25 protein-coding genes are annotated in these 26190 nt (G+C 45.2%); 23 read left to right on the top strand and 2 right to left on the bottom strand.

Going from position 1 to position 26190, the window contains the following annotated elements; translation table 11 throughout:
• The first annotated feature begins 18 nt into the window (after positions 1–18).
• The 8 genes from VX730_02595 to VX730_02560 all read left to right on the top strand — a co-directional run bounded on the left by VX730_02595 (position 19) and on the right by VX730_02560 (position 9146).
• Positions 19–1302, top strand: a complete 1284-nt coding sequence (locus tag VX730_02595; protein ID MEC9291268.1) for a hypothetical protein — start codon at positions 19–21, stop codon at positions 1300–1302.
• A complete protein-coding gene (locus VX730_02590; GenBank protein MEC9291267.1) occupies positions 1303–2742 on the top strand; it encodes an NADP-dependent isocitrate dehydrogenase in 1440 nt (479 codons plus the stop codon).
• A 110-nt stretch (positions 2743–2852) separates the two neighbouring features.
• Positions 2853–3359, top strand: a complete 507-nt coding sequence (gene pal / locus VX730_02585) for a peptidoglycan-associated lipoprotein Pal (GenBank protein MEC9291266.1) — start codon at positions 2853–2855, stop codon at positions 3357–3359.
• A gap of 92 nt (positions 3360–3451) precedes the next feature.
• Entirely contained in the window at positions 3452–4270 is an 819-nt protein-coding gene (gene ybgF / locus VX730_02580) for a tol-pal system protein YbgF (protein ID MEC9291265.1), read from the top strand.
• Positions 4260–5216 carry a tRNA lysidine(34) synthetase TilS gene (tilS, locus tag VX730_02575; protein MEC9291264.1) on the top strand — a complete coding sequence of 319 codons (957 nt, stop codon included), beginning with the start codon at positions 4260–4262 and terminating at the stop codon, positions 5214–5216. Before ybgF ends, tilS begins: the two co-directional genes overlap by 11 nt.
• A gap of 220 nt (positions 5217–5436) precedes the next feature.
• A complete protein-coding gene (ftsH, locus tag VX730_02570) occupies positions 5437–7386 on the top strand; it encodes an ATP-dependent zinc metalloprotease FtsH (protein ID MEC9291263.1) in 1950 nt (649 codons plus the stop codon).
• Positions 7386–8738 carry a phosphoglucosamine mutase gene (glmM, locus tag VX730_02565; protein MEC9291262.1) on the top strand — a complete coding sequence of 451 codons (1353 nt, stop codon included), beginning with the start codon at positions 7386–7388 and terminating at the stop codon, positions 8736–8738. Before ftsH ends, glmM begins: the two co-directional genes overlap by 1 nt.
• An 84-nt stretch (positions 8739–8822) precedes the next feature.
• Entirely contained in the window at positions 8823–9146 is a 324-nt protein-coding gene (locus VX730_02560) for a hypothetical protein (GenBank protein MEC9291261.1), read from the top strand.
• Between the two features lie 47 nt (positions 9147–9193).
• On the opposite strand, the gene VX730_02555 is transcribed toward VX730_02560, so the two are convergent.
• Positions 9194–10288 (bottom strand): LOG family protein, encoded by a 1095-nt coding sequence (locus VX730_02555; GenBank protein ID MEC9291260.1) that lies wholly within the window; start codon positions 10286–10288, stop codon positions 9194–9196.
• A gap of 318 nt (positions 10289–10606) precedes the next feature.
• Between VX730_02555 and VX730_02550 the strand changes: the two genes are divergently transcribed.
• The 5 genes from VX730_02550 to VX730_02530 all read left to right on the top strand — a co-directional run bounded on the left by VX730_02550 (position 10607) and on the right by VX730_02530 (position 16414).
• The gene (locus VX730_02550) at positions 10607–11494 is read left to right on the top strand and encodes a DUF2497 domain-containing protein (protein ID MEC9291259.1); all 888 of its coding nucleotides are present in this window, start codon (positions 10607–10609) and stop codon (positions 11492–11494) included.
• A gap of 299 nt (positions 11495–11793) precedes the next feature.
• Positions 11794–14430, top strand: coding sequence for a valine--tRNA ligase (locus VX730_02545; protein ID MEC9291258.1), 2637 nt, complete (start codon positions 11794–11796; stop codon positions 14428–14430).
• Positions 14431–14450: 20 nt separating this feature from the next.
• Entirely contained in the window at positions 14451–15278 is an 828-nt protein-coding gene (locus VX730_02540; protein MEC9291257.1) for an inositol monophosphatase family protein, read from the top strand.
• Between the two features lie 123 nt (positions 15279–15401).
• Positions 15402–15737 carry a hypothetical protein gene (locus VX730_02535; GenBank protein MEC9291256.1) on the top strand — a complete coding sequence of 112 codons (336 nt, stop codon included), beginning with the start codon at positions 15402–15404 and terminating at the stop codon, positions 15735–15737.
• Between the two features lie 125 nt (positions 15738–15862).
• The gene (locus tag VX730_02530; GenBank protein MEC9291255.1) at positions 15863–16414 is read left to right on the top strand and encodes a hypothetical protein; all 552 of its coding nucleotides are present in this window, start codon (positions 15863–15865) and stop codon (positions 16412–16414) included.
• 43 nt (positions 16415–16457) lie between these two features.
• Here the strand turns inward: VX730_02530 and erpA are convergent, their stop codons facing one another.
• Positions 16458–16832 carry an iron-sulfur cluster insertion protein ErpA gene (gene erpA / locus VX730_02525; protein ID MEC9291254.1) on the bottom strand — a complete coding sequence of 125 codons (375 nt, stop codon included), beginning with the start codon at positions 16830–16832 and terminating at the stop codon, positions 16458–16460.
• A gap of 281 nt (positions 16833–17113) precedes the next feature.
• Here erpA and VX730_02520 point away from each other — a divergent pair, with 281 nt between their 5' ends.
• From VX730_02520 to serS, 10 genes are all read left to right on the top strand, one after another.
• Positions 17114–18289 (top strand): deoxyguanosinetriphosphate triphosphohydrolase, encoded by a 1176-nt coding sequence (locus VX730_02520; protein MEC9291253.1) that lies wholly within the window; start codon positions 17114–17116, stop codon positions 18287–18289.
• A gap of 31 nt (positions 18290–18320) precedes the next feature.
• Complete coding sequence (argS, locus tag VX730_02515) at positions 18321–20024, top strand: arginine--tRNA ligase (protein ID MEC9291252.1); 1704 nt, start codon at positions 18321–18323, stop codon at positions 20022–20024.
• 74 nt (positions 20025–20098) lie between these two features.
• Positions 20099–20929, top strand: coding sequence for an SPOR domain-containing protein (locus VX730_02510; protein ID MEC9291251.1), 831 nt, complete (start codon positions 20099–20101; stop codon positions 20927–20929).
• Positions 20926–22011 carry a glycoside hydrolase family 3 N-terminal domain-containing protein gene (locus tag VX730_02505; protein MEC9291250.1) on the top strand — a complete coding sequence of 362 codons (1086 nt, stop codon included), beginning with the start codon at positions 20926–20928 and terminating at the stop codon, positions 22009–22011. Before VX730_02510 ends, VX730_02505 begins: the two co-directional genes overlap by 4 nt.
• A 158-nt stretch (positions 22012–22169) precedes the next feature.
• Positions 22170–22853: a site-2 protease family protein gene (locus tag VX730_02500; protein ID MEC9291249.1), complete on the top strand. Its 684-nt coding sequence runs from the start codon at positions 22170–22172 to the stop codon at positions 22851–22853.
• A 10-nt stretch (positions 22854–22863) separates the two neighbouring features.
• Positions 22864–23634 carry a YdcF family protein gene (locus VX730_02495; GenBank protein ID MEC9291248.1) on the top strand — a complete coding sequence of 257 codons (771 nt, stop codon included), beginning with the start codon at positions 22864–22866 and terminating at the stop codon, positions 23632–23634.
• Between the two features lie 27 nt (positions 23635–23661).
• Positions 23662–23859 (top strand): twin-arginine translocase TatA/TatE family subunit, encoded by a 198-nt coding sequence (gene tatA / locus VX730_02490; protein ID MEC9291247.1) that lies wholly within the window; start codon positions 23662–23664, stop codon positions 23857–23859.
• A 3-nt stretch (positions 23860–23862) separates the two neighbouring features.
• Positions 23863–24093 (top strand): twin-arginine translocase TatA/TatE family subunit, encoded by a 231-nt coding sequence (locus VX730_02485; GenBank protein ID MEC9291246.1) that lies wholly within the window; start codon positions 23863–23865, stop codon positions 24091–24093.
• Positions 24093–24851, top strand: a complete 759-nt coding sequence (tatC, locus tag VX730_02480; protein MEC9291245.1) for a twin-arginine translocase subunit TatC — start codon at positions 24093–24095, stop codon at positions 24849–24851. Before VX730_02485 ends, tatC begins: the two co-directional genes overlap by 1 nt.
• Before the next feature lie 68 nt (positions 24852–24919).
• The gene (gene serS / locus VX730_02475) at positions 24920–26188 is read left to right on the top strand and encodes a serine--tRNA ligase (GenBank protein MEC9291244.1); all 1269 of its coding nucleotides are present in this window, start codon (positions 24920–24922) and stop codon (positions 26186–26188) included.
• The last annotated feature ends 2 nt before the right edge of the window (positions 26189–26190 follow it).

The following is a 26190-nucleotide window of genomic DNA, read 5'->3' as shown; positions in this document are numbered from 1 at the left end:
TAAAAGAATAGAGCTCTTTTGATACGTAAACATACTTTATATCTTGGACTTATGGGCGCAGCGCTATCTGGCTGTGGCTCACATTACATGTACCCTGACTATAATGATCTGATCTCACTTGGTGATTTTAGATCTTATGTAGAGCATACGCGTAAGTATGCCCCATGTAAGTGGGAAAGCCGCGGGCAGGTGGGAACACGTGTTCAGTATGATTATGGGTGTCATGGTGGCCCTTGGAATACGTCAACGTTGCTTGTTAATCAAACGCAGCAAGAAGTGGATCAGGTTCGTGTACTTTGGCGTGAACGTCCTGACAGTCCAACCATTAAAGATGATATTCGTATCGCAAATGAGTTTCTTCTTTCAGCACTCCTTTATGCAACGCCAGAGGCTGCAGGAAGTATTCAGCAAACATTCTTTAAGCGCATAAACAAACAGATTCAATACGGACCGCTTAATGTTGTGCTCACAACAGAGGAGCAAGACCGTGGTGAGTGGCTACACCGTATGGTGATTACAGACACAAGGCCTATTGGTCAACGTCCAGCTTATGCTGGCTTCCATGGTGTAAAGCAACGTCCAGTGTACCATTACCCAGGGCATTACCGTCAGCTTGTTAAATCTGTGCCACAAAAGCAGATGGAACTGACGCATTACACACATTTGAATGAAAAGCATGATCCGTACGCGACAGATATTCCTGGTCCTGCGCTTCAACCAACAACGCCGGCGGCAGCACCAGATACGGCAGAGGCTATTAATAAAATTCGTCGCCCTGTACAGCCTGTAGAAATTACAGAATCTCGTGATCTTGCACGCGGTGTAGAAGCGCATACTGAAAGCGTTGCCGAGCAAATTATGCAGGTGAGAGAAGGGGCGCATCATGACCAAGCCTTGGAGCGTCAGCCGATTGGTAAGCCTATCATGGTGGAAAAACCAATTCAGCGTGAAACTGTTGTACGTACAGAAGATGTGCAAATTGCACCAGCTGTGCAGCAGCATCCTGTGCGCGAAAATACACCAGTTGAAACAGGAAGCCGTGAAGATCGTTTAAGAAACATTCTTCTGCAAGCTGCTGATAGCACAGAAAAAGCGGCAGAAGCTGAAAAGACGAAAAAGCCTGTAAACTACATTTACGATGAAGAAGCTTACCTAAAAGATATTGAGGACGAAGTGTACCGCCAAATGAAAGGGCAGTATGAGGATTCAAAATCTACAGGTAATGGTTGGGATGACCTAAAGGGGATTCGTGAAGGTTTAGAGATTATGGAATTTAACATGTCAGATGAAGGGGGACTATAAGTGTCAAATCTAGTACCAATTACAGTTGCAGAAGGGGACGGTATCGGCCCAGAAATTATGGCAGCAACAATGAAAATTATTGAAGCTGCGGGTGCGCGTATTGATCCTGAGTATGTAACGATTGGTGAGAAGAAGTTTCTTTCTGGCTTTAACAACGGTATTGGTGAAGAGACGTGGGAATCTATCGCACGTACAAAAGTTTTCCTTAAAGCGCCAATTACAACGCCACAAGGTGGTGGTTACAAAAGTGTAAACGTAACGCTCCGTAAATCACTTGGCTTATTTGCAAACGTACGTCCGGTAAAAACGTACCAGCCATATGTTGGCAGTAAGCACGAAGATATCGATATGGTGATTGTGCGTGAAAACGAAGAGGATCTATACTCTGGTGTTGAGTACCGTCAAACACGTGACACGTGCCACAGTGTGAAACTTCTGTCTCGTTCTGGTAGTGAGCTTATTATTCGTTACGCATTTGAGTACGCACGTGCGCATGGCCGTAAAAAGGTAACTTGCCTGATTAAAGATAACATCATGAAAATCTCTGATGGTCTTTTCCACAAAGTGTTTAAGCTGATTGCAGCTGAGTACCCAGAAATTGAAGCAAACGCAATTATTGTAGATATCGGTATGGCACTTGTGGCTGACCGCCCTGAAGATTTTGATGTTCTTGTAACGCTGAACCTTTACGGTGATATCGTAAGTGATATTGCAAGCCAAATTGCAGGCTCTGTTGGTCTTGCTGGTTCATTTAACATGGGTCAAAAGTGCGCGATGTTTGAAGCGGTACACGGAAGTGCACCAGACATTGCTGGTAAAGGCATTGCAAACCCGTCTGGTCTTCTAAACAGTGCAATTTTGATGCTGCACCATATTGGTCAGAGCGATATTGCAACTAAAGTTGAAAATGCATGGCTATGTGCCCTAGAAGACGGTGCACACACTGGCGATATTGCAAAAGATAAATCTAAGGCACTCACAACTGAGCAATTTGCAGATGCTGTGATTGAGCGTTTTGGTAAAGAACCCAAAGAACTGAAATGTGTTGAGCAGATGGAGCGTAACTTCAACATGCCAACGCACGCACAGCGCACAATCTCTAAGCGTCATAAAGAGCTTGTAGGTGTGGATGTGTACCTCGATTGGCGCGGACAAGATGCATGTGAAATTGGTGGTAAGGTTGAAAGTGCTTCAACTGATGCACTTAAATTCTCTGCAATGTCAAGCCGCGGTGTAAAAGTTTACCCTGGTCCATGCGAGACTGAACTTGTGAGCGATTTATGGCGCTGCCGTTTTCGTGCCACAGGGGGTAAGGCGAAAAGCTCGGACATCAATGCACTACTAAGTGAGTTAGAAAACAACGGACTAGAGTGGGTAAAGGTAGAGAATCTCTATACTTTTGATGATGAAGATGGTTTTAGTGTGCTGCAAGGGGAATAGAATCCCTTTGCATACCTTTTCTAAAAAGGCTTGCATATGCATAGGCTTATGTTAATGTGGCACCTAATGGTTTCGCAAATATGGTGATAACGGTAAAGAAAGATATAAAAATGCTTAAAAATTTCGTACTTATGGCTGGTGCAGTTGTTGTACTTTCAGGTTGCTCAGCGTGCTCAAACGTTGAAGATGAGCCAGTAGGTGCTAGCGCAACTAACCTTCCAACTGTTCACGATGGTGACTACGCTGATACTATGGTTGTAGACACGAACCGTGACATGAAGATGGCTGCTAACTACAAAATGGTTAACTTCGGTTACGACTCTTCAACTCTAAGCTCAGAAGCTCGCAAGAACCTAAACATGTTCGCTAGCCACGCTAAAAAAGCTGGCATCAAGAACGTTGTTGTTGAAGGCCACTGTGATGAGCGCGGTACTCGTGAATACAACCTTGCTCTAGGTGAGCGTCGTGCAAACAGCGTGAAGCGTTACCTTGTAGGTCTTGGTATGGATTCTAAGATGATTAGCACAGTAAGCTTTGGTAAAGAGCGTCCAATGGACACTGCTCACAACGCTGCAGCTTGGGCGAAAAACCGCCGTGCTATGCTTGTTACAAAATAATTTGTAGCACAACGCATTTAGAAAAGGGCTTGTCATAACAAGCCCTTTTTTGTATCGTCATCTTACATCTGCTGATACAAGGATAAAAAATAATGAAAAATAAGATTCTAGCTATTTCACTTGGTTTGCTTGCTACTACAGCAGCTTACGGACAAGATGCTAACACGGAACGTTTGGAACAGCGTCTTATGGTGCTAGAGCAAAAACTCTTTTCAAACACAAATTCTACTGGTGACGCTGCGCCAAGTGGTTCGCTACTTGCTGATTTTGAGGCACGTCTACAAATTCTAGAAGAAGAATCTCGCCAGGTTTACGGTGCAGTAGAAGAGCTTGGTAATACGGTTAAAGGTCTTGCGGAAAAGCTAGAAAAGCTTGCTGAAGATAATGATTTACGCCTTCAGGATATTGAGAACGCAATTGCGGGAAAAATGATGTTGAAGAAAACCATGGAAAGTAAGCATGGTGGCACGAGTGATGAAATCTCTGAGCTTCTAAATGCTAACATTGATGCAGAACCTGAAATGAAGAAGACATCTAAGCTTTCAGCAAAAGAGCTTTTTGATAAAGGTTATGACGCGATTACACGTGCATCATACGCGGATGCTTTGACTTCATTTAAGGAATTTACAGAAGTTTATCCTGACGATGAAATGGCAGGGGAAGCGTTCTACTGGCTTGGTGAAGTGTACTTGGTACAAGATAACCCAGAGAAGGCGGCTGTTGCTTTTTCTACAGGTCTAACAAAAGCACCAAGTGGTGAGAAGGCCTCTTCAAATCTCCTGAAGATGGGCTACGCTTTCAAGCAACTTGAGCAAGCTGACATGGCGCGCGGGTCATGGCAGAAACTTGTAGAAGATTATCCAAACAGCGAGGAAGCTGACGAGGCGAGACAGGAGCTTGATGCCCTTTAAGTCTCTCACAGATAAGCTTATTCAGTTTGCGCCACCTGAACAGAAGGTGGCGCTTGCTGTTTCTGGTGGCGGGGATTCTGTGGCCATGCTCCATTTGGCTTTGGAAGTTCTTCCCGTAGAAAAGCTTGTTGTTTTTCATGTGAACCATGGCCTTAGGAGTGAGGCAATTGATGAGGCGAAATTTGTAGAAAGTCTCTGTGCAGAGCATAATGTCTCCTTTTATAAAAGAGAGCTTTCTCATCTCTCTAAGGATCAAACAAATCTGCAAGCACATGGCAGGGTCTCTCGTTATGAATCTTTCAGGGAAATGGCAGAGGACGCCTCTGTGCAGCATGTATGGTTGGCGCATACCAAAGATGATGTGGCTGAAACATTCCTGATGCGTCTGAATAAAGGGGCAGGGGTTAAGGGCCTAAGTGCCATGGCTGAAAGCTTTGAGCGTTACGGTTTAAGTTTTACTCGCCCATTGTTAGATGTAAGCCGCAATGAACTGCGTGAGTATTTATCGTCTGGGCCATATAAATGGTGTGAAGATCCAAGTAATGAGGATGAGTCTTTCTTAAGAATTAAGATGAGAAAATTTCTTCAAGATTCTGAAAATAATGTTTTAAATTCTGATTCTCTTGTGGCGAGTGCCCACTCAGTTGCGCGCGCAAACAATGCATTAGAGCAGTGGGCGGAGCAGTTTTGGAAGGCTTCAGTCAGCCATATGAAAGCAGAGTGCACCTTCCATATGAATGAGTTTTTAGAGCTTCCGCTTGAGATTCAGTTCCGCGTGATTGATCAGTGCGTGAACTGGGGCGGAGAGCCTTATCCGCCAAGAACAGAGAAAAAGCAGCGTTTGATAGGGGCGCTTTCTACTGGAAAAGCAAAGCGTACTCTCGGCGGTATTGTCTTTGAATCTAACGAGTACGGAATCTGTACTATTTCTCGCGAAAACGGGTGACAAATAGTTGCATCTAGGGGCCTGCAGGGCTATGATGCAAGGAACACATTAGGTTACTAAACCAAATGTGCTGGGGCATGTATTGCCACAGCCACGCGTGAGCATTTAGCAAAACCGCGCTTTTGCGCCAATGCGAGCGATGTGTTTTCAATAAATAGCCTCCTTCAGGTATTTATTGGAAAAATATAATAATAACATTACACACGAAGGAGTTTGATCTTTGAATCAGTTCGGTAAAAATGCTCTAGGCTGGGCGGCTTTTGCGCTTGCAGCTCTATTGCTTTTCAATATTTCACAAAACAGTGCAATGAACCAAAATGAGGTGAGTTACTCTGAGTTTCTTGGTCTTGTCGAGTCTCGCACTCTGAGCGGTGTTGAAATTCAAGGTGATAAGCTGATTGGTACAGCTGCATCTGGTGAAAAAGTTTCAACAACAGCGCCAAGAGATAACGAACTTGTGAAGCAGCTCCGTGAGAATGGTGTGAACATTAAGGTGGATAACAGTGCGAATCAGCCATCAATTCTTACGGCGATTCTTGTGAACTCAATTCCACTTGTAATCTTTATTGTGATTTTCATGTTCCTGATGAAGCAAGTACAGGGCGGCGGTAAGGCGATGAGCTTTGGTAAATCTCGTGCCACAATGCTGAACCAAAACGACCAGCGCGTGACATTTGATGACGTGGCTGGTGTGGATGAGGCCAAAGAAGAACTTGCTGAAGTTGTGGACTTCCTAAAAGACCCAACAAAATACACAAAACTTGGTGGTAAGATTCCAAAGGGTGTGCTTCTTGTGGGCCCTCCAGGAACAGGTAAAACGCTTCTTGCACGTTCTGTTGCAGGTGAGGCGGGTGTCCCGTTCTTTACGATTTCAGGTTCAGACTTTGTAGAAATGTTTGTTGGTGTCGGTGCGGCGCGTGTACGTGACCTATTTGAACAAGGTAAAAAGAACGCACCTTGCATTATCTTTATTGATGAGATTGATGCGGTTGGTCGTCACCGTGGTGCAGGTCTTGGTGGTGGTAACGATGAGCGTGAGCAAACGCTTAACCAAATGCTTGTTGAGATGGACGGCTTTAGTGCAAACGAGGGCGTGATTCTGATTGCGGCAACAAACCGCCCAGACGTACTTGACCCTGCGCTTCTACGTCCTGGTCGTTTTGACCGTCAAGTGACTGTGCCTCTACCAGACATTAAGGGCCGTACCATGATCCTTGACGTACACATGCAGAAGATTCCTGCGGCAAGTGACGTGGATGCTGAGGTTATTGCACGTGGTACACCGGGCTTTAGTGGTGCTGACCTTGCAAACCTTGTGAATGAAGCAGCGCTGATGGCTGCACGTCGTAACAAGCGTCTTGTGGATATGGATGATTTTGAGTCTGCAAAAGATAAAGTGATGATGGGGCCTGAGCGTCGTAGTGCGGTGATGACGGACGATCAGAAGAAGACAACGGCTTACCACGAGGCAGGCCACGCGATTCTTGGCCTTTACCTTGAAGGCCCAACAGATCCTCTGCATAAGGTGACAATCATTCCACGCGGCCGCGCGCTGGGTGTAACGATGAGCCTTCCTTCAGAAGATAAAGTGACATACGACAAGAAATACCTAGAAAACCAAATTGCGATGCTGATGGGTGGTCGTATTGCGGAAGATATTATTCTTGGCCAGTTTACAACGGGCGCAAGTAACGATATTGAGCGTGCGACAGGTCTTGCCCGTAAGATGGTATGTAGCTGGGGTATGAGTAAGCTTGGTCCAATTAACTACGGTGAGAATGAATCAGACGTATTCCTAGGTCGTGATCTTGGGTCTCGTAAAAACATGAGTGAGCGTATGGCGAGCGAAGTGGATGAGACGATTGAAACAATCATTCATGAACAGTATGACGTTGCTGAGAAACTTCTTAAGAAACATGAGAAGAAGCTTCATGACCTTGCTGACGCACTTCTTGAGCATGAGACGCTTGATGGTGACCAAGTCAAAGACTTGTTTGCTGGTAAGAAGATTATCGCTAAGAAGGCGCCAAGCACACGCAAGAAGAAAACAGCTGACACGGCTGAAGGCGAGAAGAAAGCTCCAGCAAAGAAAGCGGCTCCGAAGAAAACAGCAGCTAAAAAAGCACCTGCTAAAAAGCCTGCTGCAAAGAAAGAGAGTGAGGACAAATAATGTCTCGTAAATATTTTGGAACAGACGGTATCCGCGGTACAGCCAATGAAGGGTTTATGACGCCTGACTTGGCTCTACGTGTCGGGCAGGCGGCTGGTCATTATTTTAAACGTAAAAGCCATCACCCGAAGCCAACAGTACTGATTGGTAAGGATGTGCGCCTAAGCGGTTATATGTTTGAGTATGCGCTTGTGGCAGGCTTTACCAGTGTTGGGTTTAACTGTTTGCTTGTTGGCCCCATGCCAACGCCAGCAGTGGCTTACCTGACGCGTAGTATGCGCGCTGACCTTGGTGTGATGATTTCTGCTTCACACAATCCGTTCCAAGATAATGGGATTAAGCTGTTTGGCCCTGATGGGTTTAAGCTGAGTGATGCAAATGAAACTGAGCTAGAAGCCTTGATTGATGATATGCCGCCCGTGCTTGCGGCCCCTGACCAAATTGGTAAAGCGGTACGTATTGATGATGCGACAGGCCGTTACATGGAGTTCTGTAAGAATAGTGTAGATGGCAATCTTGATCTGACAGGTATGCGCATTGTTGTGGACGCCGCCAATGGTGCCACTTACAAAGTTGCGAGCAAACTCTTCTGGGAACTTGGTGCGCAGGTGATTCGCCTGGGTACTGAGCCAGATGGGTTCAACATTAACCGTGAATGTGGTGCGCTGCACCCTGAGAATATGGCGTCTCATATTAAAGCTCATGGTGCAGATATTGGTATTGCTCTTGATGGTGATGGAGACCGTCTCATTATTTGTGATGAAAAAGGTCAGGTAATTGATGGCGACCAAATTATGGCTGCTGTAGGGTCGTATATGCATAAGCATGGCCTGCTCAAAGGGGGCGGTGTTGTTGCGACGCAAATGAGTAACATGGGACTTGAGAAGCATTTGAATGATAACGGCCTTGAGCTGGTTCGTACACAAGTGGGTGACCGCTACGTTATGGAAGCGATGCGTCGTGATGGTTACAACTTTGGTGGTGAAGCAAGTGGTCACCTGATCCTTTCTGATTATGCTACAACAGGTGATGGCCTTCTGGCTGCGCTTAAATTCCTAGAAGTAATGAAGACAGAAGGCGCAAGAGCCTCTGTACTTGGTTCAACATTTAAAGCATTCCCGCAGAAGATGAATAATATTCGCCTTGCAAACTTTGATGCTGCTGCTGAACTGATGAACAGCGATAAGACACGCACAGCTGTGGAAGCTGCTGAAAAGGAGCTTGCAGGTAAAGGTCGTGTGCTTGTGCGTAAGTCTGGGACTGAGCCGCTTGTTCGTGTGATGGTGGAAGCAGAGGACATGGCGCTTGTGGATGGGAAGCTTGGTCAGCTGACGGAGCAAATTCAGGGATAAGCTTTTTTCCTTGTATGCAATGAATTGAAAGGATAGATTGAGGGAAACTTCATCTATCCTTTTTCTGTTTTTTGGAGGCCTGTTATGGGTATCTATATTTTTATGTTGCTTGGCTCATTCCTGATAGGCGTAATGACTGCGTATAACTTTATGGTTGGGGCGCCGATCATTGCTTTGGTCATTGGTATTCCTATGACTCTCTTTTTGTTTGTGATGTCTATTATCGGAATTCGCCTGCGGATGCGTATAAATGCTTCTTCCAAACGTTTTGAAGAATCTCATAAACGTATGGAGGTGCGGATGAGAGAGCAGGGGTATAACCCGACTGAAGCAGAGATGGAAGCTGCTGCAAAAAAAGTACGTCAAACACTTGATGAAATTGCAGCCCAGAGCAAACCAAAAGATTAATCGATATAAAAAAGCCCGCACATGCGGGCTTTTTGCTGTTTTGTAACCTACTTACGGTTTTCACCAACTTTGTTACGCTTAGGGCGTGGAGGTGGTGGTGTCAGCTCATCGCGATCTTGCCTACGTGTTGAACTCTCAATGTTTTCACGGTTGAGAGATCGGATGAGGCGGTATAGGTCTACCGGCTTATCACGCTGCGCTTGCATAATAAGGCGAGGAAGGTGAGCGATATCTGGCTCGTTCTTTTCAACGTCCAGTGCTTCACTTTCTTGTAGACCATATTCACCAAGGAAGTCCTTGTACTCTTCACGGATATCATCCAGAAGCGCCTTCGGAATTGGGCTGTTCAAGCGAATGATTACCTTATCCTTGTAGTAGCGCAGAGAGTGGTATCTACGGTAGAAGTTATTAATGTAGTCCGCCGCATCAGCCACGTCATGGAAATGACGGAACAGGTACATATCTTCTGGACTAATTGTGCCGTTAGCAAGGAGGCCTTCTTTTACAAACTCAATCCATTTTTCCCAGTAGTTGCTGCCTTCGTGATCCATAAGGACAATCGGCTGAGGCATTGCACGGCCTGTTTGGATAAGTGTGAGGGCTTCAAAGCCTTCATCCATTGTGCCAACACCGCCTGGGAAGAGGATAATCGCATCCGCTTCACGTACAAAGGTAAGCTTACGGTTAAAGAAGTAGCGGTACGTAATCAGGTACGGGCTATCTTGAATAAACTCGTTTGCACTTTGCTCAAATGGTAGATCAATGTTTAGACCAATGGCGTGGTCTTTACCTGCGCCTTCATTACCGGCAGCCATAATACCTGGGCCTGCGCCTGTAATCACCATGTAGTCAAGATCAGCCATCTGTTTAGAAAACTCTTTACATAGAATGTAATCTGGATGGTCTGGTTTTGTACGTGCTGAACCAAAAATGGAAACCTTTGGTCTCGTACGGATTGGATCAAAGACTTTGGCAGTATGTGCCAGCTCTAATACGACGTTGCTAATAAATTTTTTGTCGTAACCTGTTAGGTCCCCATCTGTGAGAAGTTTAGCTACTTCTTCAGCTGTTTTCTTTGGAAGGGGTTGGTTACCATCGATAAGTTCTTCGATGTTATTGTTATGATGAATGTTTTTCTTCACGTTATTCTTAACCTTTCATAGGTTGATCTTCTTACATTTTCTTATATTGTTTCATTATACATTATCCTTTATGATAGATGGAGAAAATCTGTGTGCTTGCATTACAGAGAGTTGCTTTGGACAACTTTTTAGTTTTTTTTCAGAACTCAAGTAGTTACAGCTACTCAGCGCCTGTCAAAAAAATAAAAACTTATTCCAAACAAGTTAGGCAAAGCCTAATCATTCTCTTGTAAGGCAACCCACACGCTAAAAACACTGGCATTAGCGTTTTGTTTTTGATACTTTAATGCCAAATAATAAGAATTTAGATAAAAGCCCATGACAAATAACCCTGTTGAACCTACGGATGAGTCTATTGAGGACATTCTGTCTTCGATTCGTGAAACTGTTGAAGAAGAGACAACTAGAGAAGATGATGATCTAGATCCTGAGGCGCTTGCCGAGGAAATGCTTGCTGAGCAAATTGAGGAAGATGCGCCTGAAGAAGATGCATCTCCTGCTATTCCTGAAGGTGATATTGATGAAAGTCTTATGAGTGCAACAGAGGTTGATGGTGGTACATCTGATGATACTTCTGCTGCATTTGAAGAAGATATGCACCCTGTTGCTGAAAATGAAGACGTAGATGATGCTATTGCCGAGGAAGCTGCTGCTGTAGCTGCAGCGGCATCTGGTGACGCACCTGCTGATGATGCCATGGATGGTCTTATGAGCGAAACTTCTGTAGAAGAAGCTGCTTCCGCAGATTCTGGTGTTAGCGAAGACGATGTTCTTGATCTTGTCGATGAGATTGGATCTGAAGAATCAAGTGCAGATGATGACTTTGTAGATGTGGATCACTTTGAACAAACAGGCGAAACAAAGCCTGCAAACACAAGTGATGTAGAAGAAGCGCAGGAATCTTACAAGGCGGCAGAAGCTGAAGAAGATATGTCTGAGGTTCTAGATGATATTGGTGCTGAAGAAATTTCTGATGAAGCTGTGCTTGCTGCCTTTAAAGGAGCTACTGCAGGTGCGGGAGTTGCGGCTGCGCAGTATAAGCATCTCAATGCTCTGCCAAGTGCAGAAGGTCTGCAAGTTGGTTTTCCAATGGAAGTGTTGGCTGAAGCACTGCGTCCTCTCGTAAAAGGTTGGATTCAGAACAACCTTCCAGAAATTGTAGAGCGTCTTGTAAAGGAAGAGCTAGAAAAGCTCGCTGACAAATAAAACTCTACTGCTAGGTGCTGCAAATTCTTCTGTAGTGCAGGGTTCGTCCTCATGTATATTTTATACACATCGTCCTGCACTCTTCCTACAGAAGAATTTTCGCTAACCTATCAGCGAATTTTTATCTTTATGCTTCTTCTTATTTTTCAAAATGAGCTTTCGGCAAGATTCAGCGAAATTTAAGTATATTGCTTTTTAATAAAATCCCTGAAAATACAGTAAAAAAAGCCTGATTTTTTCTGATAAATCGGCTATTCTTTTCGTGTTTTAAACCTATTTAATGACAAGGAAGTGGAAAAGTGGCACTCGATAAACATTATGAAGCGTCTAGCGTAGAGCAAAAGCTCTATGCAAACTGGGAATCTGACAACTGTTTTGAACCAGAAGTCTCAGGCGACAAGAACCCTTACGCGATTATGATGCCACCTCCAAACGTCACAGGGACACTTCACGTCGGGCACGCTCTCGATAATACACTTCCAGATATGCTTGTACGTCGTGCACGTATGAAAGGCTTTGATGCGCTGTACCAACCAGGCACAGACCATGCCTCTATTGCTGTACACGTTGTTCTAGACCGCCAATTTAAGGATGAAGGCACAAACCGTTTTGAAATGGGTCGTGAAAAATTCCTTGAGCGTGCTTGGGCATGGAAAGATCACTCTCACAGCACAATCGCCTCACAAATGCGCCGCCTGGGTGTGTCATGTGCATGGCAGCGTGAGCGTTTTACAATGGATGAAGGTCTAAGTAAGGCTGTTGAGCATATCTTTATTGAACTCCACAAGCGTGACCTGATTTACCGTGGCCAACGCCTTGTAAACTGGGATCCAAACATGCAGACTTCTGTGAGTGATCTGGAAGTGAAGCACAAAGAGGTGAACGGTCATCTATGGCACTTCACATACCCATTTGCTGATGGCGGTGAGTACAACGGTGAAAAGGGCATTAACATTGCCACAACACGCCCAGAAACAATTCTTGCGGACGGTGCGATCGCTATTAACCCGAAAGATCCACGTGCAGGCGACCTTGTTGGCCGTATGGTAACGGTTCCAATCGTAAATCGTGAGATTCCAATTATTGCTGATGATTATGTTGATCCTGAGTTTGGTTCAGGGATGGTGAAGATTACAGCCGCGCATGACTTTAATGATTTTGAAGTTTACAAGCGACATAAAGATAGTGTGCATATCCCATTGATTAATCTGATGACACATGAGGCAAAAATGAACGAGAACTGCCCTGAAGGTTACGTGGGTATGGACCGTTTTGATGCACGTAAAAAGGTGATTGAAGACTTTAAAGAGCTTGGCCTATTTGTAAAAGAAGAAGAGCACATGCACGGCGTTCCGCATGCTGAGCGTGATGATACAATTCTTGAGCCATATCTTTCAAATCAGTGGTTTGTGAAGGGTGAACCCCTTGCGAAAAAATGTCTGCAAGCCGCAGATGATGGCGAAGTGAACTTTGTAAACCCACGTGATGAAAAAGTTTACCGCCACTGGCTGAATAATATTCAAGACTGGTGTATCTCTCGTCAGCTTTGGTGGGGGCACCGTATCCCTGCTTGGTATAAAGGCGAAGAGATTAAAGTACAGGCTGAGTGCCCAGGCGCAGGCTGGGAGCAGGATAACGATGTACTTGATACGTGGTTTTCAAGTGCGCTATGGCCAATGAGCACGCTGGGCTGGCCTGAGAAAACACCTGAGTTTGATAAGTTCTTCCCACAAGAAGCGATTATGCCAGGTCGTGACATTTTATTCTTCTGGATTATCCGTATGATGATGATGGCGAAAGAGTTTACAGGTAAATCTCCGTTTAAGACGATTTACACGCACGCTATGATTCTGGATGAAAAAGGCCAGAAGATGAGTAAGTCTAAGGGGAACGTCATGAACCCTCTAGATCTGATGGATAAATTTGGTACAGATGCCATGCGTTATACGCTTGTGAACCAATCTGCTATTGGCCAAGACATTAAACTTGGTGAGCACATGGTAGAGCAGGGGCGTAACTTCTGTACGAAGATCTGGAATGCTTCTCGTTTTGCAGAGATGAACGGCATTCAGCTTGGTAACGAAGCAGAAGGTTTTGCGCAGGCAAAACACCCTGTGAACCTGTGGATGTGCAGCGTTCTGAAAGAAACAATTGGTGAAATTGAAGAGGCCTTTGATGGGTACCGCTTCAATGATGTGGGTGGCAAGCTTTACCACCTGATGTGGAGCACATTCTGTGACTGGTACCTAGAGTTGATTAAGCCACTTGTAAACGGTGACGATGAAGCGCTTAAGGCAGAAACCAAAGCTGTTGCTGGTGCCGTACTAACAAGCATCCTTAAAGTGCTACATCCAATGATGCCTTACATTACTGAGAAGCTATGGCAAGACATGGACGGTGCGACAGAAGGTTACCTGATGCAAGCGGCATGGCCGAAAGTTGATGAAATTCCATCTGATGAAACATCTAAGACAGATATTAACTGGCTTGTGAATGTGGTTGGTGCCATCCGTACGGCTCGTAGTGAGATGAAAGTTGCGCCTAAGGTAGATGTGACAGCACGTGTGAAAGGGGCTGATGCAACTGCTGAAGCACGTTTTGAGAAGTTTGCTTCAATGCTTGCCTTCCTCACGAAGACATCTGGTTTTGAAAGTACGTCTGAAGCTGCTGCGAAGACAGAAGTGGTTGCTGTTGCTGAAGGTCTTGAGATTCTCCTTAACATGGACGGTATCGTAGACTTTGCTGCTGAGAAAGAGCGCCTTGAGAAAGAGATCGAGAAAGCTGAAAAAGAGCTGTCTAAGATTGAGGGTATGCTTGGGAATGAAAGCTTTGTGGCCCGTGCACCAGAGCATGTAGTGACTGAGCAACAGACGAAGCGCGACGCGTTAATGGCTGATCTTAAAAGTCTTAAGTCAACAATTGAAGCACGTTTCTAAATATTAAAGGAGAAGGTGCCATGTCTCAGGTAGATATTAAAGTTTGCGAAGAAGCAATGACTAAATTTCTACTGGAAGCTGGCGCCTTTGCTCTTGAAAAACAAGATGGTATTGAGACTATGTATAAGGGCGGTACAGACGCCCTGACTGAGTCTGACCTTGCCATTTCTAAGATGGCACAGAAACTGCCATGCCTTGAGCTGGACAATGTAACCCTTATTGATGAGGAAAGCATTGGTGAGCGTACGCCAAAAGATGTATTTGAAAGTAGTGAATATCAGTGGGTCGTTGATCCTATAGATGGGACTGCTGGATATGCGATGGGACGCTTCCTTTGGGGTATTTTTATTGCGCTTTACAAAAATGGTGAGCCACTTATGGCAGGCCTATGTATGCCAGCTATTGGCAAACTTCTTTTGAGTACTGAAAACGGTATAGAAAATGTAAACATTGCAACGGGGCACTCTGAGCCAGTAACGCTTAAAAAGCATGAACTTACCTCTCAAGTTTTTGTAGAGAGCGATCGTTTTAAAGGGCGTGATTGGCAAAGTGACAGTGCTGTAAATGGTGTGTGGGTGAATTCGCCTGAATCCTCTGCGCAGGGAACATACTCAGTATGTGCAGGCCAATCTGCAGGCATGACATTCACAAAAAGCCACTCTTTTTGGGATGTTGCGGTAGCTATTGCTTTTGCAAAGCATACTGATTTTAATATTCAATCTTTATCTACTGGCAAGCCTTTAGGTAGGTTGAGTTCAGAATATTTTCAGAACAATTGGAAGCTAACAGATAACTGGTTGCTCTCTCACCCAGAAAACTACTCTACTATTAAAGACGCTATTTTCTAAAACTCTTGTTTTATTGACATTTAGGGCTGCTTTTTTGCGCTTATTGTTGACAGTCTCTTGAATTTATTGCTATACCGAGCGGTCTTTTTATCTTTTTACGTTTTTCTACAGAAGGGGTCTGTTATGGATCAAGACATACTGACTTATCTTGTTTTGGGAGCAGCTGGTATTCTTCTGGTGATTTTGTTTGGTGCACGTCGTCGTAAGGCGCGCCAAAAAGCACTGGAAAACCTGCCAAAGACTGAGCCGTGGAGTCCACCTGAATTTACCAACCCTGCAAAGGAGTACACGGTAAATGGGGTGCGCTATACCTACCTTGGGAGCTCGCGTGTTGCAGGTCATGAGTATCGCAATCACCAAACAGGCAAATTTATTCGGTTTACTCAGCTCTGGAAGAGTTTGAGCAGAAAGGATAAAGATGCCTACATGGAAGAGAACCCGACATACCGTCCGGAATAATCGAAAAGAAAGCAGCCTTCCGGCTGCTTTTTTACACTTGATATTGGGGCCAATGATCCCCATATATGAAATAGATCACAAAGATCTTACGTTCTTTTTACTTTATCAAACCTTGGGAGGTTGAGATGGAACTTTTTGCGTTGGCGGGTCTTGTTGCTGGTGGTGTCGCTTTGGCAGTGTTTACTGCAAAATCGGCTTCGGCTGGTGATGTGAAGGCGCAGCCTTCTGCTGGAAATCCAGTGAAAACTACGACCTCTGAAGTGAAGGCTGCGGCTCCTAAAGAGAGAAAGCCGGTGCCCTTTGTTCGCGTAGAAGGATGCATTTTCTGGCGTGCGAAGACGGTAGATGGTTATGATTTCTATCAGTCTTCTTCATATTCTGGAGGGAGTGTTAATATTCAGGTTCTTTGGTGGATTATGAATGATCAGGAACAGGAGGAGTATATGCGCCGCAATCCGAGCTTTGTGCCAGACCAATCCTTTGAGGAGGAGGCCTGCGAACTGGAGAGCATGTTTATGGGTGCGGGAAGTGCAAGGCCAGCCCCTCGACAGGCTGACTGTTCCTGCAAGAAGACATCTTCTGCGGTTCCTGACCTCTCTGGCGGCATTCTGAATGACCCTGTTGGCTTTGCTGTTGCAACAAAAGTTTACAGCGGCGGCTATGGTGGTGACTGGTAATTTAAATCGAAAAGAAAGCAGCCTTCGGGCTGCTTTTCTACGTTTAAATACTAAAGCTTGTGCCGCAGCCGCAGCTGGTTTTGGCATTTGGATTTTTAATAATGAACTGGCTGGCTTCTAGTGTATCGATGTAATCAATCGTTGAGCCTTTAATAAAATTAAAGCTGTTCGGATCAATTACAACTTTGGCAGGACCGTTTTCTACGGTGATATCCTCAGGTGACGTGCTGCTGTCTAGCTTGAAGTTATAGCTGTAGCCACTGCAACCGCCACCAGTAATGTTGATGCGCAGAACTGTGCCTTCAGGCTCATCTGAAAGGAGCTTCTCAATACGGCTTGCGGCCATGTCGCTAATGCGTACAGAAGGGGCATCATCTTGTGATGGTGGTGTAGGTTCATCAAATGCAATTTTTACCATAAAGCTTTTCCATAATTCTACTCATACTTGCTGCAAATCATGCCTTTATCTGCTTCCGCTACTCATGCACATAGGAGTGCACTGCGTTGCGGTTCCTTAAAGCCATTATTTTCGCTACGTTTGAGCGAACTCTGAAAGAGCTTTAAGTGCAGTAACATTTTTTGCCTTGTTACAGTATGTACGTTATACTGCAAAACGTATTTTAGGGGTTGATAAAGTACTTATTTCGTCCCACTTAATAATCACTGTAGTGAAAATTAATAAGCAAGGCAAGAGCACGCATGGCAAAACATAAAGCAGACAATAGAGATTTAGCACCTTACGCATGTCTTTGGAAGAACTCTAAAGGGCGTGATTTTAGCGAACCAGAGTCGCAAGATCGCACACCGTATCAAAGAGACCGTGACCGTGTGATCCACAGTGAAGCGTTCCGCCGTCTGCAACATAAAACACAAGTTTACTTTAACGTGACGGTAACAGACCATATCCGTACACGCCTGACACACTCTCTAGAAGTTGCACAAATTGCTCGCACAGCTTGCCGCACGCTTCACCTTGATGAAGACCTTGGTGAAATGATTGCCTTGTCTCATGATCTTGGTCACCCACCATTTGGCCATGCAGGGGAAGAGGCACTTGATGAATGCATGGAAGGCCTTGGCGGTTTTAACCATAATATCCAAGCTATGCGTATTGTTCGTAAGCTTGAAAACCGCTACTGCGCGTTTGATGGCTTGAACCTGACTTGGGAATCTCTTGAAGGGATTTCTAAGCACAATGGCCCTCTCGAAGGCGTTGAAGCTGAAAACCCATTGATGAGTGATATGGACCCGACAAAGCACTGTTCACTTGAAGGGCAACTTGCTGCTATTGCTGATGATATTGCCTACAACCACCATGACCTTGATGACGGTTTGCACACAGGCATGCTGACATTCCGTCAAATTATGGACGGCCTACCATACTTTGCACGTATGTATGACCGTGTACAGAGCAGTTACCCAAGTGCAGATGAAAGCCGTTTGTTTAAGGAGACAATTAAGCAGTCTATTAGCTTGCATGTACAAGATCTCCTCAAAACAACGCAGCACAACATTACCAAAGCGAAGATTCAAACTGTTGATGATGTGCGTAATGCTGGACAAATGGTGGTGGGTGTAAGCCCTAAAATGGCTGAGAACATGAAAGAGATGAAAACCTTCATGTACGCGAATGTTTACCGTAACCGTCATATTAATGCAGAGAACTTCCGTGCATTCCAAATTGTGAAGGATCTGTTTGATGCGCACATGAACCATAAAAAGCTTCTACCGCCTAAGGTTTTGGCACGCTTGAAAGATGATGATAGCGATGCTGCAAAAGCACTTGCGGTTGCTGATTATATCAGTATGATGACTGACCGTAGTGCAGTGCGTGAGCATGCGCGTCTCTACGGTAGCTACATGCTTCAAATTTAAGAAAATTTTATAACAGAAAGACAGAAGAAACGTGAGTTCTTTGTACCATACGTTAAAAAGCCAGCTGGTAAATGATATTGCTGGCCTTTACCCAGATATAGATGCATCTAATGTAACGCTTGAGCAGCCAAAAGATGCCTCTCATGGTGACTTTGCAACCAATGCTGCAATGGTTCTGACACGACTTGTGGGCAAGCCTCCACGTGATATTGCTTCTGACCTTAAGGGTAAAATGGAAGCTTGGGACCAAGTTGAATCTGTAGAGATTGCCGGCCCGGGCTTTATTAACATGAAGCTGAAACCTGAAGCGATCTTTGGTCAGATGGATGTCATCATTGATGGCGTTGAAGATTTTGGTGCTTCAAAAATGGGTGCAGGCCAAAAGGTGATGGTTGAGTTCTGTAGTGCCAACCCAACAGGCCCAATTCATGCCGGTCACATGCGTGGCACAATCTTTGGGGATGTGCTTTCTCGCATTTTAGATAGAACAGGCTTTGATGTGTGGCGTGAATACCTGATTAATGATGCAGGTCGCCAGATTCGTACCCTCGTAAACTCTGTATGGCTGCGTTACCGTGAGCTATTTGGTGAGAATGTAGAGATTCCTGATGATGCGTACCCTGGCGATTACGTGATTGAGATTGCTGAAAAGCTAAAAGCGGCTGAAGGCGACAAGTGGACGAAGGAAACAGATTTTGAGGCGGTGCTTCTGGGTATTCGCGCATTTTGCGTAGATGCGATGATGAGTGAGATTAAGAAGGATCTTACAGACCTAAACATTGCAGCATTTGATGAGTTTTACAGCGAGTACAAAATGCAGCAAACAGGCCTACCTGAAAAAATTATGGAAGAACTTCGCGAGAAGGGGCTTGTGTTTGATGGCATTCTACCGCCACCAAAAGGTAAAATTGTAGATGACTACGAGCCGGAGGAGCTTCCGCTGTTTAAGTCTTCTGAGTTTGGTGACGATAGTGACCGTCCAATGAAGAACTCACGCGGTGAGTTTACATACTTCGGTGCTGACCTTGCTTACCACACAGATAAACTCAACCGCGGCCATGAACGCCTGATTAATGTTTGGGGTGCGGACCATGGTGGTGCGGTGAAACGCCTTACAAGTGCACTCACAGCTGTGACTGGTAACAAAAAAGCGCTTGAAATTAAGTTGATGCAAATGGTGCGTTTTGTGAAAAACGGTGAACCTGTGAAGATGAGTAAACGTGCAGGTAACTTTATTACGCTGCGCCAAATTTTGGATGATGTTGGCCCTGACGCTGCGCGTTTTTGGTTTATGAACCGTAAGCCAGAAACTCAGTTTGATTTTGACCTTGGTAAGGCTATTGAGAAGAACAATGAGAACCCTGTGTTCTACGTTCAGTACGCTCATACACGTATGTGCAGCGTATTCCGTCAAAGGCAAGAAATGGGTATTGAGCTCCATGCATCAGTAGATGTAAACACGCTCACACATGAGAAAGAGCTGACCTTGATGAAGCACTTGATGATGTATCCTCTACACCTAGAGAAGGCGGCAAGTGCTGGTGAACCGCACCGTTTAGCGGCTTACGCGTATGATCTCGCATCTCAGTTCCACAGCTGGTATGACAGTGTACGTTTCTTAGATGAAAAAGATGTTACAGCGACAACGGCTCGTTTAAAGCTTGTTGAAACCGCACGTGAAGTTCTGCGTGACTCGCTTGGTTTAATGGGCGTGAGTGCACCTGAGAAGATGTAAGCTGTTGAAAGCATTTTGTGTTAGACTTTTGTAATTAGATATTTATGCTTGGTAAGAGCAATAAGGAAAAGAAGATGAAAAAGAAGAAAAAATCTTACGATATGGGCGGTGGCCTGCTTAAGCCAATGATTGGTATTGGGACAGTTGTCTCGCTTGTTGCATTGGTTTGGTACGCGGCAGCCAATAAAGATGCCATCATGGCAGAAGATATCACTCCAGGGCTTATAGCAGCTCCGAAGACACCTCTTAAAGAGCGTGTTGAAGGAGAAACGGGCGCGCATGTGCCATATCAAGATATGGCAGTCTTTGACCTTCTTAAGACAACAAATCCTGTTGAAAAAGCCGGTAACGAAATTACTTGTGCAACAACACCAGACGGCCAAGTGCGTTGTGGTGAAGAGCTTGCAAAGGCTGAAGCACGCGTGAACACGATGATTGAGCATGCGAAGAATGAAGAAGTGACATCTCTACAAGATGTGCAGAAACTTCCGCCAAAGCAGCCGAAAAAAGAGTTTAACCTGACAGAAACAACAGTCGACCCTATGGCGGCGCTGATTGCTCAGGAAACAAAAACAGTGGCGAAGCCTAAACCTGTAGCAGCACCAAAAACATCACCTAAGCCAGTTCAGACTGCTGTGAAAACAGTGACGCCGACATCTGGAAACTGGGGTGTTCAGCTTGCATCATTCGGTTCTGAAGCAGATGCAAATAAGGCGATTAAAACATTTACAAGTAAGCATGGCTCACTTTTAAGTGATCTTAAACCTTTTGTTGAAAAAGCTTCTGTAAAGGGCCGAAATGTTTACCGTGTTAAGTTTTTTGGGGCTGAATCATCTTCTGCTGCACAGAGCCTTTGTAACAAGTTAAGTGCGAAAGGACAGGGTTGCTTCAAGGTGAAGTCATGAGCCCCAACTCTGTAGAGGCGAAAAAGCCTCGTCCAATTATTATGGCCATTCCAGATCCTGTGCTCACTGATGAGGTGAGGGCAGTGATTGAAGATGTGCGTCCTATGGGTTTTATTCTGTTTAACCGTAAGCAGAAGGGCAATAACTGTGTGAGTGCTGATCAGGTTGGTAAGCTTGTTTCAGATCTTGCAGAGCTGTCTCCAACAAATCCTCCTCTTATTTTTATTGACCAAGAAGGCGGCCGTGTGGCGCGTATCCGTTGGGATGTTGTGCTTCCACCTGCGTCTGATTTTGGTAAGGCATATGACGTGAATCCTGAAGAAGCGCTAGAATGGGCGCGCCTTGGTGGGTTCATCTCAGCAGTGCAGCTGTCTCGTTACGGTATCACGGCAAACTGTGCGCCTGTGGCTGATGTTGCACATGACATTATGCACAACGTGATTGGGGATCGTGCGTATCATACTGATCCTGCAGTTGTCTCTAAGCTCTGCTCAGCCGTAATTAGTGGCCATATGGCTGGCGGCGTTTGGCCTGTGATTAAGCATGCACCAGGTCACGGCCGTGCGGCTGTCGATTCTCACGTGGAACTGCCTGTGGTGAATGCGAGCGCGGAAGAGCTAGACGTTGATGCTCTACCGTTTAAAGAAAATGCTATGTGCCCATTTGTCATGACGGCGCACATTGAATATCCGGCTTTAGATAAGGCTTGCGCGACAAATTCTCAGCATATTTTACAGAATGTGATTCAGAAAGAGTGGGGCATGAGAGGGCTTATTGTGAGTGATGATGTTGGTATGGACGCGCTTGAAGGCACTGTGCCTGAGCGCATTACAAATGCACTGAATGCGGGCTGTGATCTTGTACTTGAGTGCTCTGCTGATATTGAAACAATGAAGACACTTACAGCTGTGCCAGAAGCCTCAGAAGAGTTGATGCAAAAGCTTGAAAAGCTTCCAAGCCTTGTGCGTGCAGATGGGGAGACTGTCAAAGAGTCTCTGACACGTTATCTTGTACTCACTGAAAAATACACAGCAACTAAAACTGCTGGTAGCGATCCGACATTATATAGTTCTTCGGCATAACAGGGCGAAGAGCTATGCTGCGGCACTGTTGGCGCAGCCACGCGCGGAACCCAAGTAAAACCGCGTTTTTTACGCTCGGGTGAGCGCAGTGTTTTCAAAAGATAATTTTTTAAAATTACTTTTTGAAATAATTATAATATGGCTTAGGAGGCCGATCCATGAATATTGATATTCAAGCATTTATCCAATTTCTATCAGTTGGAGCGATTCCAATTCTTCTTGCAATTACACTGCATGAAGCTGGGCATGCTTACGCAGCACTTAAACAAGGCGATAAAACAGCTTGGATGCTGGGTCGTGTAAGCTTTAACCCAATTCGCCATATTGATCCTATTGGTACACTCGCTATCCCAATGGCACTTTTGGTTGTAGGCGCGCCTTTCTTATTTGGGTATGCAAAGCCAGTACCTGTGAACTTTAGAAACTTAAAGGATACACTCTGGAGCCCAATTATTGTGGCCATTTGTGGCCCTCTGGCAAACTTGATTTTGATTCTTGCAACCGTTGCAGTGATGTATTGCATTGAATTTGTGCCTTCAAGTGGAGCGAAGCAGTGGCTCATTCAAAGTTGTCTCATGTCTTTGCAGATTAATGTGGTGCTTATGATCTTTAACCTTATTCCAATTTTGCCACTCGATGGTGGCCGTATTCTAAGTGCTGTGCTGAAAGGGCCGATTGGTTACTGGTATGCGTCAACCGAGCGTTACGGTATGTTTGTGCTACTGGGTCTTATTATGATTCCAGTGGGTGGGCAGCCGATTTTGTGGCAAGTGATGGGCCCAATTATGCAGCAGGTATTTGCAGTGATTTCTGTGCTTGCACCACGCATTGTGCTGGGGTAGTCTACCGTCCATGAAAGATGTAATTACCGCACTGATTTTGCCTCCAGGCCTGTTTTTGGTTCTGATGGTTCTCGCGCTTATTTTCTGGCGTAAAAAGGCTCTTGGCCGCGTTTTCCTTATCATGAGCATTGGATTGTTTTGGATTTTCTCGACAGAAGCTTTTGGCCGTTTTCTTTCAACAGCGATTATCGCGAATGTAGAAACAGAACGCTTTAACGATGTGGATACAGAAGAGGTTGACCTGATTGTTGTGCTGACTGGCGGTATGCGTTACGTAGGCGATGTTGGCTGGCAGCCTCGTCATGAAAGCTACAAGCGTGGTGCCGTTGCACTCACACTGCAAAACCATCTTGGTAGCCGTGTGCCTGTTATGCTGAGTGGTGGCCATACAGAAGGCCTTAAACATCCATCAGAAGCAGCGGTGCTTAAAGCACAGTTTGATACACTGCGTGCTCAAGTTACACCTGTTGTACTAGAAGAAGCGTCTACAAATACTTATGAGAGTGCTTTGCAGATTGCACATGAAGTGCGTACACGTAATGTGCGTCGCTTTTTCCTTGTGACAGATGAGGTCCATATGGCGCGCGCGCTTGCAACGTATCGTGGTCGTGGTTTGGATCCTATTCCTTTCCCAGTGTTTACTTTGGAGCGTGGCCCTGCAAAACTTTCTCACTTCTTCCCATCAGTTTATGGTATTAACATTACGCACGATGCGCTGTATGAGGTGTTGGGTATTATGAAATACGCCCTTACAGATAAACTACGTCTTGCTGATTTATAAAGATTTTAAATAATAAGGATAAAAACTATGTTCGGACTTGGAGCAACTGAGCTCATCATCATTCTATTGATTGTACTCGTACTCTTTGGCGCTGGTAAGCTGCCACGTGTGATGTCTGATTTTGGTAAGGGGATTAAGTCTTTCAAAGAAGGCGTAAATGGCAAAGAGCCTGCGGAAGATGATATCGAAGATAAGCCAACTAAAAAAACAAACAAGAAAAAATAAGTCATGTTTGGCGTTGGGCTTCTTGAACTTGGTTTAATTATGGTTGTGGCTCTGCTTGTGGTTGGGCCGAGGCACATGCCAGAAGCACTACGCATGTTGGGACAGACAGTCAGAAGTGTTCAGGCCTTTTGGGCAGATATTAAAAATGCTCTGAATGCTGAGCCTGAAACGTTAGAGGGGCCACAAATGGAGCCTCTCGATAAGAAAAAAGACGGAGAGGAGAAGCCTCTCTAATGGATAAATCTCCTTTTGATGCTCTTGTTGAGCACCTTTTAGAACTCAGAAAACGTATGATGTACGCCATGCTCACGCTTACCCTTGGCTTTGGCGTGTTTTACGCATTTAAGCAGCCACTATTTCAGGCGCTTACTGAGCCCTTAAAGCAAGCACAAGGCGGTGAACTTCAAATGATCTTTACAGCAGTGCCTGAACTGTTTGTAACGTATTTGAAGATGTGTTTCTTCTGTAGTTTGTTTGTGACGCTTCCAATGCTTCTTTGGCAGTTGTGGCGCTTTATTGCGCCAGGGCTTTACAAAAATGAAGCTGAAATTCTTTGGCCGTTTTTGGTGGCAACGCCGTTTATGTTTTACCTCGGTGGAGCGTTTAGCTTTTTCCTTGTGATGCCTATTGCGGTGCCGTTCTTCTTTGGGTTTGCAGGTGAGGGGCTTGCTGCACTTCCATCGGTTAAAGAATACCTTGGGTTTTTCCTGAAAATGACCTTTGCCTTCGGCCTTGCGTTTGAGCTTCCTGTTCTGCTGGTGCTTCTCAGCGTATTTGGTGTGGTGAGCCTTCAAACACTTAAGTGGTTCAGACGCTACGCAGTTGTGGTTATTTTTATTGCGGCTGCCGTGCTTACGCCACCAGACCCAGCCTCTCAGCTGATGTTGGCTGTACCGCTTTTGGTTCTCTATGAAATTAGCCTGATTCTGTGTCGTATTTTATCCTCGAAAAAAGAGAAATCTTCCGAGTTAAACTCTAGTCAGCCTGAGTAAAACTTGTTATAGTTTTCACCGCAGAAATGCATCTTAAACAAAACCTAAAAAATGAAAGAGTGAGATCTATGTTAGATATCCGTTGGATTCGTGAAAATCCCCAAGAGTTTGACCGCATTAATGGCCGTAGAGGACATTCGGTTTCATCCTCGGATATTCTTGCGCTAGACGAGAAGCGTCGTGAAGTGATGACAGATCTTCAAGCACTACAAAGCAAACGTAACGATCTTTCTAAGCAGGTTGGGCAGCTAAAAGCAAAAGGCGAAGATGCGGCAGAGCTAATGGCTGAAGTACAGGCTATTGGTCCACAAATGAAAGATTTAGAAGACAAAGAGCGTGAAGCTGAGCAAGCCTTTATGGCTGTGCTAAGTGCTGTGCCGAACCTTGTGGAAGACTCTATTCCAGATGGTGACGATGAAGAGCACAACGTTGAAGTACGAAAATGGGGCGAGCCAAAGTCTATGACAAACCCTAAGCATCACTACGAGCTTGGTGAAGAGCTAGACGGCATGCGCTTTGATATTAGCGCGAAGATGTCTGGTAGCCGCTTTGCTTGGATGCAAGGTGACCTTGCCCGTCTCGAGCGTGCGCTTGGTAACTTTATGCTTGATCTTCACACTCGTGAGTTTGGCTTTACAGAAGTGATGCCTCCAATGCTTGTGAACGATGAAACAGCTTACGGAACAGGGCAGCTACCTAAGTTCTCTGATGATCTGTTCCAAACAACGGATGGTCGCTGGCTTCTGCCAACAGCTGAAGTTCCAGTAACGAACTTTGCTGCCGGCAAAATGTTCAAAGAAGAAGAGCTTCCATTCAAGTTTGCCGCTTGGACTCAATGTTTCCGTCGTGAAGCGGGTAGTGCAGGTAAAGACACACGTGGTTACATCCGCATGCACCAGTTTGGTAAGGTGGAAATGGTTCAGCTTGTTCACCCTGAAAAGAGTGATGAAGCTCTTGAATTCATGACATCTTGTGCGGAAGAGGTACTGAAGCGCCTTGAGCTGCCATACCGTGTGATTACACTTTGCACAGGTGATATTGGCTTTGGTGCACGCAAAACTTACGATGTTGAAGTTTGGGTGCCAGCTCAAGAAACATACCGTGAAATCTCATCATGCTCAAACTGTGGTGACTTCCAGGCGCGTCGTATGAAGGCACGCTTTAAGGATGTTGACGGTAATACACGCTTTATCCACACATTGAACGGTTCAGGTATCGCAACAGGTCGTGCACTTGTCGCGGTTATGGAAAACTATCAGCAACAAGATGGCAGCATCATTGTTCCTGACGCTCTTGTACCGTACATGGGTGGCCAAACTGTGATTGAGGCGAAATAACA

The organism is Pseudomonadota bacterium, from assembly GCA_036141575.1.
Lineage (GTDB): Bacteria > Pseudomonadota > Alphaproteobacteria > UBA2136 > JAPKEQ01 > JAPKEQ01.
Note: the sequence above shows the minus strand (reverse complement) of the source record. Positions and strands in the feature narration are given on the sequence as shown.